Source organism: Citrobacter sp. wls708 (genome assembly GCF_005281255.1).
In the GTDB taxonomy this organism is placed as follows: Bacteria; Pseudomonadota; Gammaproteobacteria; order Enterobacterales; family Enterobacteriaceae; genus Citrobacter; species Citrobacter werkmanii.
Map to the genome: position 1 here is coordinate 17,561 of NZ_SZXE01000010.1, position 12,333 is coordinate 29,893.

Annotated in this window: 15 protein-coding genes and 4 pseudogenes; 10 read left to right on the plus strand and 9 right to left on the minus strand. The window is 48.2% G+C overall.

The window, feature by feature from the left end; genetic code table 11:
- Positions 1–38: 38 nt before the first annotated feature.
- Positions 39–875, plus strand: coding sequence for an ion transporter (locus FDW97_RS05000; protein WP_038641095.1), 837 nt, complete (start codon positions 39–41; stop codon positions 873–875).
- Positions 876–907: 32 nt separating this feature from the next.
- Here FDW97_RS05000 and FDW97_RS05005 read toward each other — a convergent pair whose 3' ends face one another.
- Complete coding sequence (locus tag FDW97_RS05005; protein WP_003020691.1) at positions 908–1,237, minus strand: HI1450 family dsDNA-mimic protein; 330 nt, start codon at positions 1,235–1,237, stop codon at positions 908–910.
- Positions 1,238–1,271: 34 nt separating this feature from the next.
- A complete protein-coding gene (gene cls, locus FDW97_RS05010) occupies positions 1,272–2,732 on the minus strand; it encodes a cardiolipin synthase (RefSeq protein ID WP_038641094.1) in 1,461 nt (486 codons plus the stop codon).
- A gap of 142 nt (positions 2,733–2,874) precedes the next feature.
- Between cls and FDW97_RS05015 the strand changes: the two genes are divergently transcribed.
- Positions 2,875–3,048, plus strand: coding sequence for a YciY family protein (locus FDW97_RS05015; RefSeq protein ID WP_087856120.1), 174 nt, complete (start codon positions 2,875–2,877; stop codon positions 3,046–3,048).
- Between the two features lie 50 nt (positions 3,049–3,098).
- Here FDW97_RS05015 and FDW97_RS05020 read toward each other — a convergent pair whose 3' ends face one another.
- Positions 3,099–3,395 carry a YciI family protein gene (locus tag FDW97_RS05020; protein ID WP_006684292.1) on the minus strand — a complete coding sequence of 99 codons (297 nt, stop codon included), beginning with the start codon at positions 3,393–3,395 and terminating at the stop codon, positions 3,099–3,101.
- 224 nt (positions 3,396–3,619) lie between these two features.
- On the opposite strand from FDW97_RS05020, the gene tonB reads away from it, so the two are divergent.
- Complete coding sequence (gene tonB / locus FDW97_RS05025) at positions 3,620–4,336, plus strand: TonB system transport protein TonB (RefSeq protein ID WP_038643203.1); 717 nt, start codon at positions 3,620–3,622, stop codon at positions 4,334–4,336.
- 87 nt (positions 4,337–4,423) lie between these two features.
- Here the strand turns inward: tonB and yciA are convergent, their stop codons facing one another.
- The 4 genes and pseudogenes from yciA to FDW97_RS23610 all read right to left on the minus strand — a co-directional run.
- Positions 4,424–4,825, minus strand: a complete 402-nt coding sequence (gene yciA / locus FDW97_RS05030; protein ID WP_038640996.1) for an acyl-CoA thioester hydrolase YciA — start codon at positions 4,823–4,825, stop codon at positions 4,424–4,426.
- 164 nt (positions 4,826–4,989) lie between these two features.
- Positions 4,990–5,529, minus strand: a complete 540-nt coding sequence (locus FDW97_RS05035; RefSeq protein ID WP_069324644.1) for a septation protein A — start codon at positions 5,527–5,529, stop codon at positions 4,990–4,992.
- 53 nt (positions 5,530–5,582) lie between these two features.
- Positions 5,583–6,326: a YciC family protein gene (locus tag FDW97_RS05040; protein WP_038640992.1), complete on the minus strand. Its 744-nt coding sequence runs from the start codon at positions 6,324–6,326 to the stop codon at positions 5,583–5,585.
- Between the two features lie 28 nt (positions 6,327–6,354).
- Positions 6,355–6,441: pseudogene (locus tag FDW97_RS23610) on the minus strand (YkgJ family cysteine cluster protein); the annotation flags it as partial.
- A 283-nt stretch (positions 6,442–6,724) separates the two neighbouring features.
- On the opposite strand from FDW97_RS23610, the gene ompW reads away from it, so the two are divergent.
- Positions 6,725–7,363, plus strand: coding sequence for an outer membrane protein OmpW (gene ompW / locus FDW97_RS05045; RefSeq protein WP_069324643.1), 639 nt, complete (start codon positions 6,725–6,727; stop codon positions 7,361–7,363).
- 45 nt (positions 7,364–7,408) lie between these two features.
- Here ompW and FDW97_RS05050 read toward each other — a convergent pair.
- A pseudogene (locus tag FDW97_RS05050) lies at positions 7,409–8,104 on the minus strand (tyrosine-type recombinase/integrase); the annotation flags it as partial.
- Positions 8,105–8,239: 135 nt separating this feature from the next.
- On the opposite strand from FDW97_RS05050, the gene FDW97_RS05055 reads away from it, so the two are divergent.
- The 6 genes and pseudogenes from FDW97_RS05055 (at position 8,240) to FDW97_RS05075 (ending at position 11,582) form a co-directional block, all read left to right on the plus strand.
- Entirely contained in the window at positions 8,240–9,049 is an 810-nt protein-coding gene (locus FDW97_RS05055) for a class I SAM-dependent methyltransferase (RefSeq protein ID WP_137350721.1), read from the plus strand.
- A 173-nt stretch (positions 9,050–9,222) separates the two neighbouring features.
- Positions 9,223–9,435: pseudogene (locus FDW97_RS23770) on the plus strand (holin); the annotation flags it as partial.
- 179 nt (positions 9,436–9,614) lie between these two features.
- Positions 9,615–9,893 (plus strand): hypothetical protein, encoded by a 279-nt coding sequence (locus tag FDW97_RS05065; protein WP_249359788.1) that lies wholly within the window; start codon positions 9,615–9,617, stop codon positions 9,891–9,893.
- Positions 9,893–10,006 carry a hypothetical protein gene (locus FDW97_RS23775; RefSeq protein WP_371414780.1) on the plus strand — a complete coding sequence of 38 codons (114 nt, stop codon included), beginning with the start codon at positions 9,893–9,895 and terminating at the stop codon, positions 10,004–10,006. The genes FDW97_RS05065 and FDW97_RS23775 overlap by 1 nt, the downstream gene beginning before the upstream one ends.
- Positions 10,007–10,264: 258 nt before the next feature.
- Complete coding sequence (locus FDW97_RS05070; protein WP_137350722.1) at positions 10,265–11,161, plus strand: alpha/beta fold hydrolase; 897 nt, start codon at positions 10,265–10,267, stop codon at positions 11,159–11,161.
- A 184-nt stretch (positions 11,162–11,345) separates the two neighbouring features.
- Entirely contained in the window at positions 11,346–11,582 is a 237-nt protein-coding gene (locus tag FDW97_RS05075) for a hypothetical protein (protein ID WP_137350723.1), read from the plus strand.
- A gap of 179 nt (positions 11,583–11,761) precedes the next feature.
- On the opposite strand, the pseudogene FDW97_RS05080 reads toward FDW97_RS05075, so the two are convergent.
- Positions 11,762–12,333, minus strand: a pseudogene (locus FDW97_RS05080) (cysteine hydrolase family protein); the annotation flags it as partial.

Consider the following 12,333-nt stretch of genomic DNA (forward strand, 5'->3'; position numbering starts at 1 on the left):
GCTGACAAAGGTCAGCCCTTCTTTTTGGTGAGGTATTAGTGTCTGGCTTAGTTTCTTCTGTTCGCCGTACGCTTTATCGTACATTATTTGATTTAGACACACGCTCGGGGCGCCGTTTTGAAGGTATGTGCGCACTGTTCGCGCTGCTCAGCGTGATTGTTATCTTCGTTGAGTCCGGGGTCGGGACGCAATACCATTTGACCTTTGAGGAGTGGCGCGTATTTGTCTGGCTTGAAGTCTTTATCACTCTGGTCTTTACTCTCGAATATCTGTTGCGATTATGCTGCTGGGCTAATCCCGCTAAATATGTATTTAGCTTCTGGGGGATTATTGATCTTGCCACCATTCTGCCACTGTATGTGATGTGGTTATGGCCGGAAATCAGTCTGAGTTATGTTTTCGCCTGGCGGGCGATGCGTGTCCTGCGTGTCCTGCGAATTCTCAAACTGCTGCGCTTTATGCCTTCTCTGCGTATATTCTGGAGCGCAATAAAAAGCGCCCGGCATCAGCTAATCTTGTTCTATTCATTTATTGCCATTCTGATGATTGTATTCGGCGCGCTAATGTATCTGATTGAAGGACCCAAATATGGTTTTAGTACGCTGAATGCATCAGTGTATTGGGCCATCGTCACGGTAACCACCGTCGGCTATGGCGATATCACGCCCCACACGCCGCTCGGGCGCATGGTAGCGTCAGTGCTGATTTTGATCGGTTATTCCGTGATTGCGATCCCGACAGGTTTGATAACGACGCATATGAGCAGTGCGTTCCAGCATCGGCAGAATCAGCGTAAATGTCCGCAGTGTCAGCAAAGTCAGCATGAGCACAGCGCGCAGTTTTGTAACCGGTGCGGAAGCAAATTACCGGGCTAAAAGTAAAAAGCTGCGAGAGCAGCTTTTTTTAATTATTCGCGCCAGAGAATGTGGCAGAGCTTGTGGTCTTTTTCGCGACACAACAGAACGCGGGCAAAAATATCGTTAATCTCGCCGTCTTCTGTATCTGCCAGACCAATCACCACTTCGGCAAAGAAGTCAGGATTCAGGTCAAAATCGACGTGTTCCTGCCAGTCCTCTGCCGGGTCAAATAATTCTGCACCGCCGCGCTCTTCAAACTGCAAATTGAACAGAATGATATCTGCCGGATCGAGGTTGTCCGCAGCCAGTTCGAGAAAAATATCGTAAGCCTGCTCAAGCGTTTCGTCTTCGGTCAGGCGGTTGTTCAAATCCATATCCATAATGACTACCTGTTTACTGTCTGATTGGCACGTTTTACAGCAACGGGCTAAAGAAGTAAAACAGTCGCTCGGCAATCCGCTGCCAGAGTGGTCGTTTTACCCACAAACGAGCGTCAAGAAGGCGTGAACGAGAAATATAATCATCCTGCACTGCGGCGAGGTCGCCCCCGAATCCTGCGTCATCAATAACCAGCGTGATTTCAAAATTCAGCCACAAACTGCGCATATCCAGGTTAACGGTACCGACCAGACTCAGTTCGCCATCAACCAGTACGCTCTTGGTGTGCAGCAAGCCGCCTTCGAACTGATATATTTTGACGCCCGCAGCCAGCAGTTCGGTGAAAAAGGCCCGGCTTGCCCAGCCAACCAGCAGGGAATCATTCTTACGCGGAAGAATGATACTGACGTCGACCCCACGCTGTGCGGCCGTACAGATCGCATGCAGTAAATCATCGCTGGGGACGAAATAGGGCGTGGTCATAATTAAATATTCACGCGCCGAATAAGCAGCGGTTAATAGCGCCTGATGGATCAAATCTTCAGGGAAACCTGGTCCCGAGGCGATAGTGTGAATGGTGTGACCGCTGGCCTGCTCAAACGGCATGATATTGACGTCCGGTGGCGGGGGTAAAATGCGTTTCCCGGTTTCAATTTCCCAGTCGCAGGAATAGACGATGCCCATCGCGGTGGCAACAGGTCCTTCCATTCTCGCCATTAAATCGACCCATTGACCCACGCCCGCATCCTGCTTAAAGAAGCGCGGGTCGACCATGTTCATGCTGCCGGTATAAGCAATATAGTTGTCGATCATCACCATCTTACGGTGTTGGCGCAGGTCCATCCGGCGCAAAAACACACGCATCAGGTTAACCTTGAGGGCTTCGACGACTTCAATACCCGCGTTACGCATCATCGCCGCCCACGGGCTGCGGAAGAATGCCACGCTGCCCGCAGAGTCCAGCATCAGGCGGCAGTGAACGCCTCTTCTGGCGGCCGCCATTAACGACTCGGCAACCTGATCGGCCATACCTCCCGGTTGCCAGATGTAGAACACCATCTCGATATTATGACGCGCCAGTTGAATATCACGGATCAGCGCCTGCATCACGTCATCGGAACTGGTGAGCAGCTGCAGTTGATTCCCCTTAACGCCGGCGATTCCCTGACGACGCTCGCACAGCTTAAATAATGAAGAAGCAACGCTGCTGTTTTCCTGTGCGAAAATATGTTCACAGGCTTTGAGGTCGTTCAGCCATTTGGCCGTGGAAGGCCACATTGCCCGGGCGCGTTCGGCGCGGCGTTTACCCAGGTGGAGTTCACCGAAGGACAGATAAGCTATGATCCCTACCAATGGCAGTATATAGATGATCAACAGCCATGCCATTGCGGAGGGCACTGCGCGTCGCTTCATTAGAATGCGTAATGTGACGCCAGCAATGAGTACCCAGTAACCCAGAATGACCAGCCAACTCACCACGGTGTAGAAGGTTGTCATAAATTTAAAAATCCTTTTGAAAGCGTATTGTTAAGAGTTTACGCATCAGGATAAATCTGGCAAATAAAAACACGGGAAAACCACTGGCCTGCATTCGGTGTGGCGTTATAATGGCCGCTCAGTGACTGGAAGAGTAGTTAACATGAAGCGTAGTAGAACGGAAGTGGGACGCTGGCGGATGCAGCGTCAGGCTAGCCGCCGTAAAGCACGTTGGCTTGAAGGACAATCGCGTCGTAACATGCGTATCCATAGCATCAGAAAGTGTATTCTGAATCATCAACGTAACTCGTTGCTGTTTGCAATCCACAGTATCTGATCTCAAAAGGGCACCGCTGGTGGTGCCCAATGTCTGCTTTCGTTCTGTTTTTAAAATACTTTCTTGTACGGTTTTACTGAAACCTGCGCGTAAACGCCTGCTGCGACATAGGGGTCGGCTTCTGCCCACGCCTGCGCTGCTTCTAAAGATTCAAATTCTGCAATCACCGTCGAGCCGGTAAACCCCGCGACACCCGGATCGTTACTGTCAACTGCTGGCATCGGTCCTGCCGTGAGCAGTCGTCCTTCGTCATGCAGGAGTTGCAGACGGGCCAGATGAGCAGGGCGCACGGAAAGGCGTTTGTCGAGAGAGTCTGCGATATCTTGAGCATAAATAACGTACAGCACGGGTAGAGCTCCTTAATCGGTAAAAGTCGTTAATTACGTTATTGGAAAGGCATGCCAACTGCAACGTAAAGATAACGGATTTGTTAAGACCACATTGTGATGAAGGTTTTTTTACATAAAATCGTGTTTTAAATGCGGCTTACTGCCCAGGTCTTATTGAATATGATTGCTATTTGCATTTAAAATCAGGGCCTGGTTTTTTAACTGAAACGATTATGACTTCAATGACCCTTGATTTACCTCGTCGCTTTCCCTGGCCAACGTTACTTTCCGTCGGCATCCATGGTGCTGTAGTGGCGGGTCTATTGTATACCTCGGTACATCAGGTTATTGAACTGCCTGCGCCAGCGCAGCCGATCTCCGTTACCATGGTCGCGCCTGCCGATCTCGAACCGCCCCAGGCCGTTCAGCCGCCGCCGGAACCCGTAGTCGAGCCAGAACCGGAACCAGAGCCAATCCCGGAGCCGCCAAAAGAGGCGCCGGTAGTGATTGAGAAACCGAAGCCCAAGCCTAAACCGAAGCCAAAACCGGTGAAAAAAGTGGTAGAGCAGCCCAAACGTGATGCTAAACCCGCAGAGCCGCGCCCGGCATCCCCATTTGAAAATACGGCGCCTGCGCGTCCAACGACCAGTACCGCGCCGGCAACCAGTAAAGCAGCGGTAAGTGCGCCAGCAGGTCCTCGCGCTTTAAGCCGTAATCAGCCGCAGTATCCTGCGCGAGCGCAAGCGCTACGCATAGAAGGTCGTGTTAAAGTTAAATTTGATGTGACGCCGGATGGCCGTGTTGAAAACGTGGAAATTCTGTCCGCGCAGCCGGCGAATATGTTTGAGCGTGAAGTGAAAAATGCGATGCGCAGATGGCGCTATGAGGCCGGGAAACCGGGTTCCGGACTGGTAGTGAATATCGTGTTCCGTCTGAACGGCGCAACGCAGATTGAATAAGGCACAGGCCGGATTTGGCGGTTCGCCGCCCTCCGGCAATAAGCAATGAATTGAGTGATTGCCGGAGGGCGATGCTAGCGTGACTTATCAGCCCAGGGTAGGGATCGGACGTGGCTTACCGTCTTTATCAACGGCAACATAGATGAACAGGGCTTCGGTGGCTTTGTAGCGTTGGCCGATAGGTTCTGAAGCAACTTTCTTCACCCAGACTTCAATATTAATGCTGATCGAGGTCGTCCCGCGCTTCACGCAGCGCGCATAGCAACAAACCACATCGCCTACGGCAACCGGGCGTAAAAAGCTCATTCCTTCAACGCGCACCGTTACCACACGACCATGTGCGATCTCTTTGGCCTGAATAGCGCCACCTATATCCATTTGTGACATCAGCCAGCCGCCAAAAATATCACCGTTCGCATTGGTATCGGCAGGCATAGCCAGAGTGCGTAAAACCAGTTCACCCTGGGGAGTATTATTCGTTGTTGTCATTGTTGAACCGACTATAGAGAAAGATTACAGGCGCGATGCTACTAGAATTTGCGCGTTGAGAACAGAGGGATGCGGCGTGGGAAGTGGAAGTAAGCCGGGTTAGCGGTAATGAGGAACGTGAGGGGATAAAAATTCGCCAGATCGGCTGATCTGGCGGACATGTATTACGATTTATCTTCCTGCGGCAGATGGCGGTAAATATAGACACCGCTCAGCAGCGTAAAGAATAAGGTCAGGGCTGTCAGGCCGAATACTTTAAAGTTGACCCAAATATTCTGCGGCAGCCAAAAAGCGATATAGATATTCGCCAGGCCACAGAGAATGAAAAAGACGGCCCAGGCTAAATTAAGCTTCGACCAGACCTGCTGCGGCAGGGTCAGCTCTTTGCCTAACATGCGCTGAATCAGTGGCTTTTTCATCACCCACTGGCTAACCAGCAGCGCACCGGCAAACAGTCCGTAAATCACCGTAACTTTCCACTTAATGAATTCATCGTTGTGGAAGAAGATAGTCAGGCCACCGAACACGGCAACCAAAACAAAGGTGATTAACGCCATCTTCTCGACCTTGCGGTAGCGAACCCAGCTGTAAATCAAAACCACAGCCGTCGCGACAATCAGTGCCGAGGTCGCCGCGTAGATGTCGTAAAGCTTATAAAAGGCAAAAAAGACAACCAGCGGTAAAAAATCAAGAAACTGCTTCATTCTTCATTCCGTCATCAAAAGCACCAGGCCTGCGCCCGGTATGCGTTCAGGGTTTATTGGCGAATCAGCATGTACAGGCGGAACAAATAGATCAGCAACACGGCGGAGATCATATTGCTCAGCGTATTCGCCAATACCGCGCCTACGTTCGGCGTAAGTACCGCAAAACTTGGCGCAAAAAGCAACAGCAGCGTTTTAGCCAGCAGCCAACCGATCACTGCCGGCGCGACCAGTCGCATATTAGACCATGCCAGACGCATACTGTTGCGCATTGCGGCAAAGACACCCATTTTATCCTGTACCAACATCACCGGTGCGAGAGCTAACAGGATAGCCAGCAGAATACCGGGTACGACCACCAGCATAATACCGATTTGCACCAGCAGAGTAGTCAGAAAAATCAGAATAAACAGCTTGGGCAACACTGGCGCACTGGCGCCGATGGCGCGTAACGCGCTGACCCGATGACCTGCTGAAATCAGCTGAATCATCAGGATGATACCTCCCGCGAGGATGGCATTACCAATCAGGCCTGAAAATGTCGACGCCGCGGAAGCGCGTAGCAGAATTTGCTGTTGCTCCGGGGTCATATTTTGTACCAGATCGAACAGACCTACGCTACTGGTTAACTGATCCCCTTCACTGAGCTGCGCAATTTGTGCGTCACTGGGAGAAAAGGCATGCCCTAACACCACTGTGATAAACGCGCACAACAACGATACCAGCAAGATGGTAATGAATTGATTACGGAAAAAGTTTCCCGTGTCACGGTAAACGGATTTCGCCGTGATAGACATGCACTCTCCTTGAGTTTTGCAGGTGTTCATTTGCGGGCAATTGTACCCTGGATAACTCTACAGTGGCAGCATCGCGCGATGTATGGAAAGGCATATCTTTGTAAAGCTCCGGTAATTTTTGGCTATCACTTCAGCGTTATGCAGGAACGCTGGTTGTTCTCTGCGCATCATGGGCAAATAAGCAACGCTTGTCATAAGCGAGTATCGGATACTTGCATGGCGAAAATATATCAAAATTGATCTGAATTAATTTAACCAGGATTTTGAATGCAAGTTCTAACTTAATCTGGATCAATAAATGTTAAATTATCAAAGTCAATGTGATCCAGGTAAGATCACTTATTACTCCAATGTGGGTATATTTGTTCCGCTTTTATAACCATAACGATGGAGCGGACATGAAAAAATTAACAGTTGCAGCAGTGGCTTTAACAACTCTTCTCTCTGGTAACGCATTTGCGCATGAGGCTGGAGAATTCTTCATTCGTGCGGGTTCTGCCACCGTCAGACCGACGGAAGGCGCGGGGGGGACGCTGGGAAGCTTAGGTGGCTTTGATGTCAGTAATAACACCCAGTTGGGTCTGACATTCACCTACATGGCAACCGACAATATCGGTGTTGAATTACTGGCAGCCACGCCGTTCCGTCACAAAATTGGGACTGCCGCGACGGGCGATATTGCCACTGTTCACCATTTACCGCCGACATTAATGGCACAGTGGTACTTCGGTGATTCCAGCAGCAAATTGCGTCCTTACGTTGGTGTTGGTGTGAACTACACCACCTTCTTCGACGAAGGCTTTAACAACAACGGTAAGGAAGCCGGATTATCGGACCTGAGCCTGAAAGATTCCTGGGGTGCGGCAGGGCAAGTCGGTATGGACTATCTGATTAACCGCGACTGGCTGATTAACATGTCGGTCTGGTACATGGATATCGACACCACCGCAAGCTATAAAATGGGTGGCGTCCAGCAGCGAGACAGCGTACGCCTCGATCCGTGGGTGTTTATGTTCTCTGCGGGTTATCGTTTTTAAATTCTTCTGCAAAACCCCTGCAAAACTCTTCTGCAAAACTGGTCGTCAAATGACCAGTTTTTTCCATTCTTTTCCGCGCGTATCGTTGTAGTGATCGGTCATTACTTTACTGCTATGGCCCAATAAAATTTGTGTGTCGATACCTTGCTCTCTGAATAACCTTTCAGCCAAAGAACGTTGCTCATGGAAAGAAGGGGGAGCTCCTTTGCTTGACCAGTCGTAGTCAACTGAGTCACGTGCTTTTCTGAACGCACCAGTTAGAGATGCCGGTTTTACCATTCCTCCTCTTTTGCCTTTCCCTTTATCGTGGTGATGATGTAGTAAATACGGACTAAGTATTCTGTCCCGGCATTGAGCGATTACATCTTCAAGAGAAATGTTTATCTTGTTACAACGTAACTTTAAAGGTATCGCGATTTTGGCTCCTGTTTTACTTTGTTCAACAAAGAGATGACCATCCCTGACATCTGAAAATCTCATATTACAAATATCGGCCAACCGCTGTCCTGTGATGATGGCCAGCAGCATTCCTTTCTGCAGAAAGTAATTATCTTTTTCGGCTGCCTTATAGATCATTAGCCATTCTTCGAACGTCAGTCGTTGTCTGGAGACACGGACCTGCGGTTTTTTTGTAGCGTCAGCTGGATTAAATCCCGCCGGTACTTCTCCTACCTGCTGTGCTTCTTTAAAAACATCCGATAGCACCTTGCGTACAATTTGTGCCATCCGTAGTTGGCCTTGATGCAATGAATCGCGAAAACTAGGCTACTTGTAGAAAGTGCTGTAGTGTGTTAGTAGTGGTTACTTAATAAGCAACTCAATCAAAGAACCCAAACAGCAGATTAATATGGACTTTCCCCTGGGAGACAGTTGGTTATGGAAAACAATGAAAGGATATACGACTTCTATGAGAGTAACTTCGACGAGGCAAATCGCTTCAAAGTAAATCAGCTGGAATTTATCCGCTCTCAGGAGATTATTAGGCGATTTTTAACGCCTTCCCCTATGCTTATCGCTGATATCGCCGGCGCAAATGGTTTTTATTCATTCTGGCTGGCAGAGAAAGGGCATCATGTACATCTGTTGGACCTTTCCAGCAAACATATTGAGCAGGCCAGACAGCGCGGACAACAAAGTGCTTTCAAGTTGCAATCGTACACCTGCGGCGATGCGCGAAAACTGCCATGGGATGGTAACACTTTTGACATGGTGATGCTGATGGGGGCTCTGTATCACCTGCAGGAAAGCGTTGACAGGATTCAATGCATTGAGGAGTGCCTTCGTGTTCTGAAACCCGGCGGCGTTGCTATTTTTACATATATATCGAGGTCAGCATCGCTGGTGGATGGATATAAATACCAGTTTATAAATGACCCGGTGTTTCAACGTATAGTGGAAACAGATCTGCTGACGGGAAACCATGAAAATCCTTATGACACTCCAAATTATTTCACTACTGCTTTTTTTCATACCCCGTCATTAATTATGCAGGAGCTTCAGCAAACAGGGTTTCAGTATATCAGACTGTTCGCTGTAGAGGGGTTTGCCAGCATCATTGACACGGATGAGATAATGCAGGTAGAGGACAAAAAAGCCCTTTTGCTGAAGCATCTGCGCTTAACTGAGGAATCTCCTGAATTGCTGGGTATTTCGTCTCATCTGCTGGCTGTCGCAAGAAAAGCCTAAGTTCGTTAGAATCGCCAATATTAATCACATTCACATTGAGGCTGCCGCATGGCGGCCTTTTTCATTTCAGACTCACGTGAATCATCCGCTACGTGCTTTGTTAATAAATCCAGTCCGTGAAGCCTGACCCTCTAATCACACACAACGCCATCCGAAATATCGGAGGTAGGGCTATGACCAGAATGAGCACCATTTACAGCAGACTTTCATATGGAACAGGAACCACACTGACCAGCTGCGGTGTATCAGCGAAGGCATATGCCGAAACAGCTAAAACAGCAAAAGAGGTGTCCTGGATGTTGGCCGACAGAATTGCAGGGTTAAGCCTGAGCGACTGGGCAATTATTGCCGGTATCGCATGCACTGTTATCACCTGTGCAGTGAACAGCGCACAAGCTGCTGCTGCCAGCGAGAAAGAAAGTGGACAGGCAAGGGATGAAGCACAGCTCCTTGCTGAACAGGCCAGAAGTGCAGCCTCAAAAGCCGCCGCTGATACCATTAAAGAGTCGAGTAATTTTTCATTTTATGCCGGTCTTTTTCAGCGAATTTCATAGCAGGAGATTGTATGAATATTGAGGATATTCAGGCCCCTGAGTGGGCGGATAAAGAACATACAGCGATTAACTGCAGGGTTAAATTTGCAGAGTTTGATGAGTTTCTGCCGTTCACTGCATGTCAGAATGATACTGAGGAGCATGGACGCCATATCTACAGCGAGCTTGAATCAGGAAAGTACGGACCTGTAGCCCCTTTAATTATGACTGACAAGATGGTGGAGGATTTACGAAATCAGAAACTGACTGAAATCAGCAGTTGGCGGCAGCGATGCTGCAGGCAATGGTAATGCACGGCTTCAGAGTACACGAGCGGCAGAGGCAGATGAAATCGGAGGTAGCGTTACTTACAGATGTTAATGCCATTGCTGAATATCCAGTTGGTTGGAGTGAGTGGAAGTAATGTGCTGGTTCACCTTTCCAAACGTCTAAATTGTATTAAATCAGACCTGACCTGACACAGCTATGGCACAGATCTAAACCTAATGTGACAGGCAGGTCTGTGCCAGGAACGGAAGTTGAAGATCAGGACCAAGAAAGAAGTTAGGAGGAATTTTTTTGGAGAAAATCCGCTCAGTATGAGTTCTGAAGAAAAAAACAGTGCATACTTTGAGCAATACATTCTTAGGATACCGATCTTCATCTGCATGGATTTTTTGACGTGATTGATTTCATAAGTTTTAACGACCGCTATAAACAACTCAGAACTTTATTACCACTTGCTAAAAATGTAGCTGAATATTTGATAGCAGGACTAAACATTCGCATCTTTGAACCCGCAAGCGCAGTTGAGGATGTTCTTATCGTTTACCACGGTGGTGGAGTCAACTCAGATGCTGGTTACGATATCCTTGCTCATCAGATAAGTCATCGTGGAGCTATTTGTACATGCCTCATAGATATCCGTGGACACGGGCGCTCATTGGGTAACAAAGGTAGCGTTTCTAATCCTGAGCAGGTCTGGCAGGATATCGACACTGTTCTTGAACATGTTCGCGTAAAGTTCCCCTGGGCCAGAGTTCACTTGCTTGGCCATTCAAGCGGAGGGGGGATGTTGATCAATTATTTTACTCGATTCACCCCCTCTCAACAAAGTGACAGCCTGATTTTACTTGCGCCTGAGTTTGGGCCTTTTGCGCCAGTTAAAATTTGCAGAAAAACAATGGTTCCATTCGCGTCGGTGAGCAAGTGGCCTTTCGTACTAAATGCGCTCAGTGTGGGATTACTATGCGGTAACCGTTATGCAGTTACTCTTAATTTCCCCAATGAGGTTATGCTATTAAGACCTGAATTTGTTCAGCGATACAGCGTGAATATGGCGAATGCTTTGACGCCGCGTCAACCTGCAAGGCAAATTGCAGCATTGCCATTACCTGTAACTGTTCTGATAGCTGAAAAGGATGAGCTATTTGATGCAAGACAAATGTCAGAGTTTGTAGAAGGATGTGGTAACCCGAATTTACATAGTAGAATTATTGAGCACAGTAAGCATTTAGACTGCATCTTTGATATTAGTGAAGAAATTCTTCAACATTTGAATAGATGTACGTCAAATTAAAGCATATCTTAAGAATTTAGTTCTGCTCAATACGTACTGATTATTATTGAAAACTATTCCCGTGTCCGCTTCTCGCTCTCAGCAGACCTTCAGCGTCAGGAACGTGACTGCAGTGTGCCAGGAGCGGACGTTGCTAACATCGCGATATATTAATTCATGGATGGCAGTTCATGGGGATAAAATTATGAAGCACGAGCTGTGGACAAATGAAGCCGGTTTAGATTTGTTTTGTCTTGCCGGTCCACTGGGAGACTCTGCTCGGAAATTGCTGGATCCGGACTACAGATTAGTGTGGACATGTGATGCAGATTCGCACCTTGAAGCAATGAAAAAATATTATACGTTCCGTAATTGGGGTGAATATCAAACTGATTTCCCTGAACAGGATAGTAAGACCTACAAAGAAATGGGATGGGAGTAAAAAGCACAAAATCCACAACCTAGCCGCTCTTATTCTCATGTCTCTACGACGTCCGCTCCTCGCTCACAGCGGACCTTCAGCTCAGTCAGCAATGTCCGTTGCGTGCCAGGAGCTGACGTTCATATCACCGGGCATTCCCGGTCATCTTCCCCCAGTACAATACGGTTATTTTGACATAAGAAATTCATATTTTTATACCCATGCTTTTGATATTTGAGATGAACTGGTAACAAAAGCATGTTGAGGTAGAATTTTTTCCAGTAAAAACACATTGGTTTCATGATCTGGATCTGCGCAGCAATCACTCACAACGATAAGGCGGTAATCCAGGTCAAACGCTTGCCCCACTGTAGAAAGCACAACGCCACTGGTCGTCACACCGGTAAGAATCAGCTCTTCGATGCCTTGAGCACTGAGAACCATCTCAAGTTCGGTAAACGAGAAAGCTCCGACTCTGCGTTTAACGATGACAACCTCATTCTCTGCCGGAGCGACATCAGGATGAATAGCCGTGCTCTCGTTGTCAGCCATAAAAATTCCATTCTCTTTAATCGAAGAAAAGATCGTGTTGTTTTTGCTGACCTCTGGATACCCCTTGCGGAATCCGACACTGACATAAATGACCGGTACGCCTGCCGTGCGCGCAGCGGCTATCAGTGATGCGGTATTGCGGATAACGTTTCCAGCGCTTTCTTGCGGGAGGAAGTTGTTAAGGATGATCTTCTGAAAATCCATAACCAGCAGAGCGCTG

Excerpts from the sequence above, each read along its gene's own strand:
- FDW97_RS05005 (WP_003020691.1), bottom strand. The coding sequence starts at position 1,237 with ATGGATATGGATTTGAACAACCGCCTGACCGAAGACGAAACGCTTGAG.
- cls (WP_038641094.1), bottom strand. The coding sequence starts at position 2,732 with ATGACAACCTTCTACACCGTGGTGAGTTGGCTGGTCATTCTGGGTTAC.
- FDW97_RS05015 (WP_087856120.1), top strand. The coding sequence starts at position 2,875 with ATGAAGCGTAGTAGAACGGAAGTGGGACGCTGGCGGATGCAGCGTCAG.
- tonB (WP_038643203.1), top strand. The coding sequence starts at position 3,620 with ATGACCCTTGATTTACCTCGTCGCTTTCCCTGGCCAACGTTACTTTCC.
- yciA (WP_038640996.1), bottom strand. The coding sequence starts at position 4,825 with ATGACAACAACGAATAATACTCCCCAGGGTGAACTGGTTTTACGCACT.
- FDW97_RS05035 (WP_069324644.1), bottom strand. The coding sequence starts at position 5,529 with ATGAAGCAGTTTCTTGATTTTTTACCGCTGGTTGTCTTTTTTGCCTTT.
- FDW97_RS05040 (WP_038640992.1), bottom strand. The coding sequence starts at position 6,326 with ATGTCTATCACGGCGAAATCCGTTTACCGTGACACGGGAAACTTTTTC.
- ompW (WP_069324643.1), top strand. The coding sequence starts at position 6,725 with ATGAAAAAATTAACAGTTGCAGCAGTGGCTTTAACAACTCTTCTCTCT.
- FDW97_RS05055 (WP_137350721.1), top strand. The coding sequence starts at position 8,240 with ATGGAAAACAATGAAAGGATATACGACTTCTATGAGAGTAACTTCGAC.
- FDW97_RS05065 (WP_249359788.1), top strand. The coding sequence starts at position 9,615 with ATGAATATTGAGGATATTCAGGCCCCTGAGTGGGCGGATAAAGAACAT.
- FDW97_RS23775 (WP_371414780.1), top strand. The coding sequence starts at position 9,893 with ATGCACGGCTTCAGAGTACACGAGCGGCAGAGGCAGATGAAATCGGAG.
- FDW97_RS05075 (WP_137350723.1), top strand. The coding sequence starts at position 11,346 with ATGAAGCACGAGCTGTGGACAAATGAAGCCGGTTTAGATTTGTTTTGT.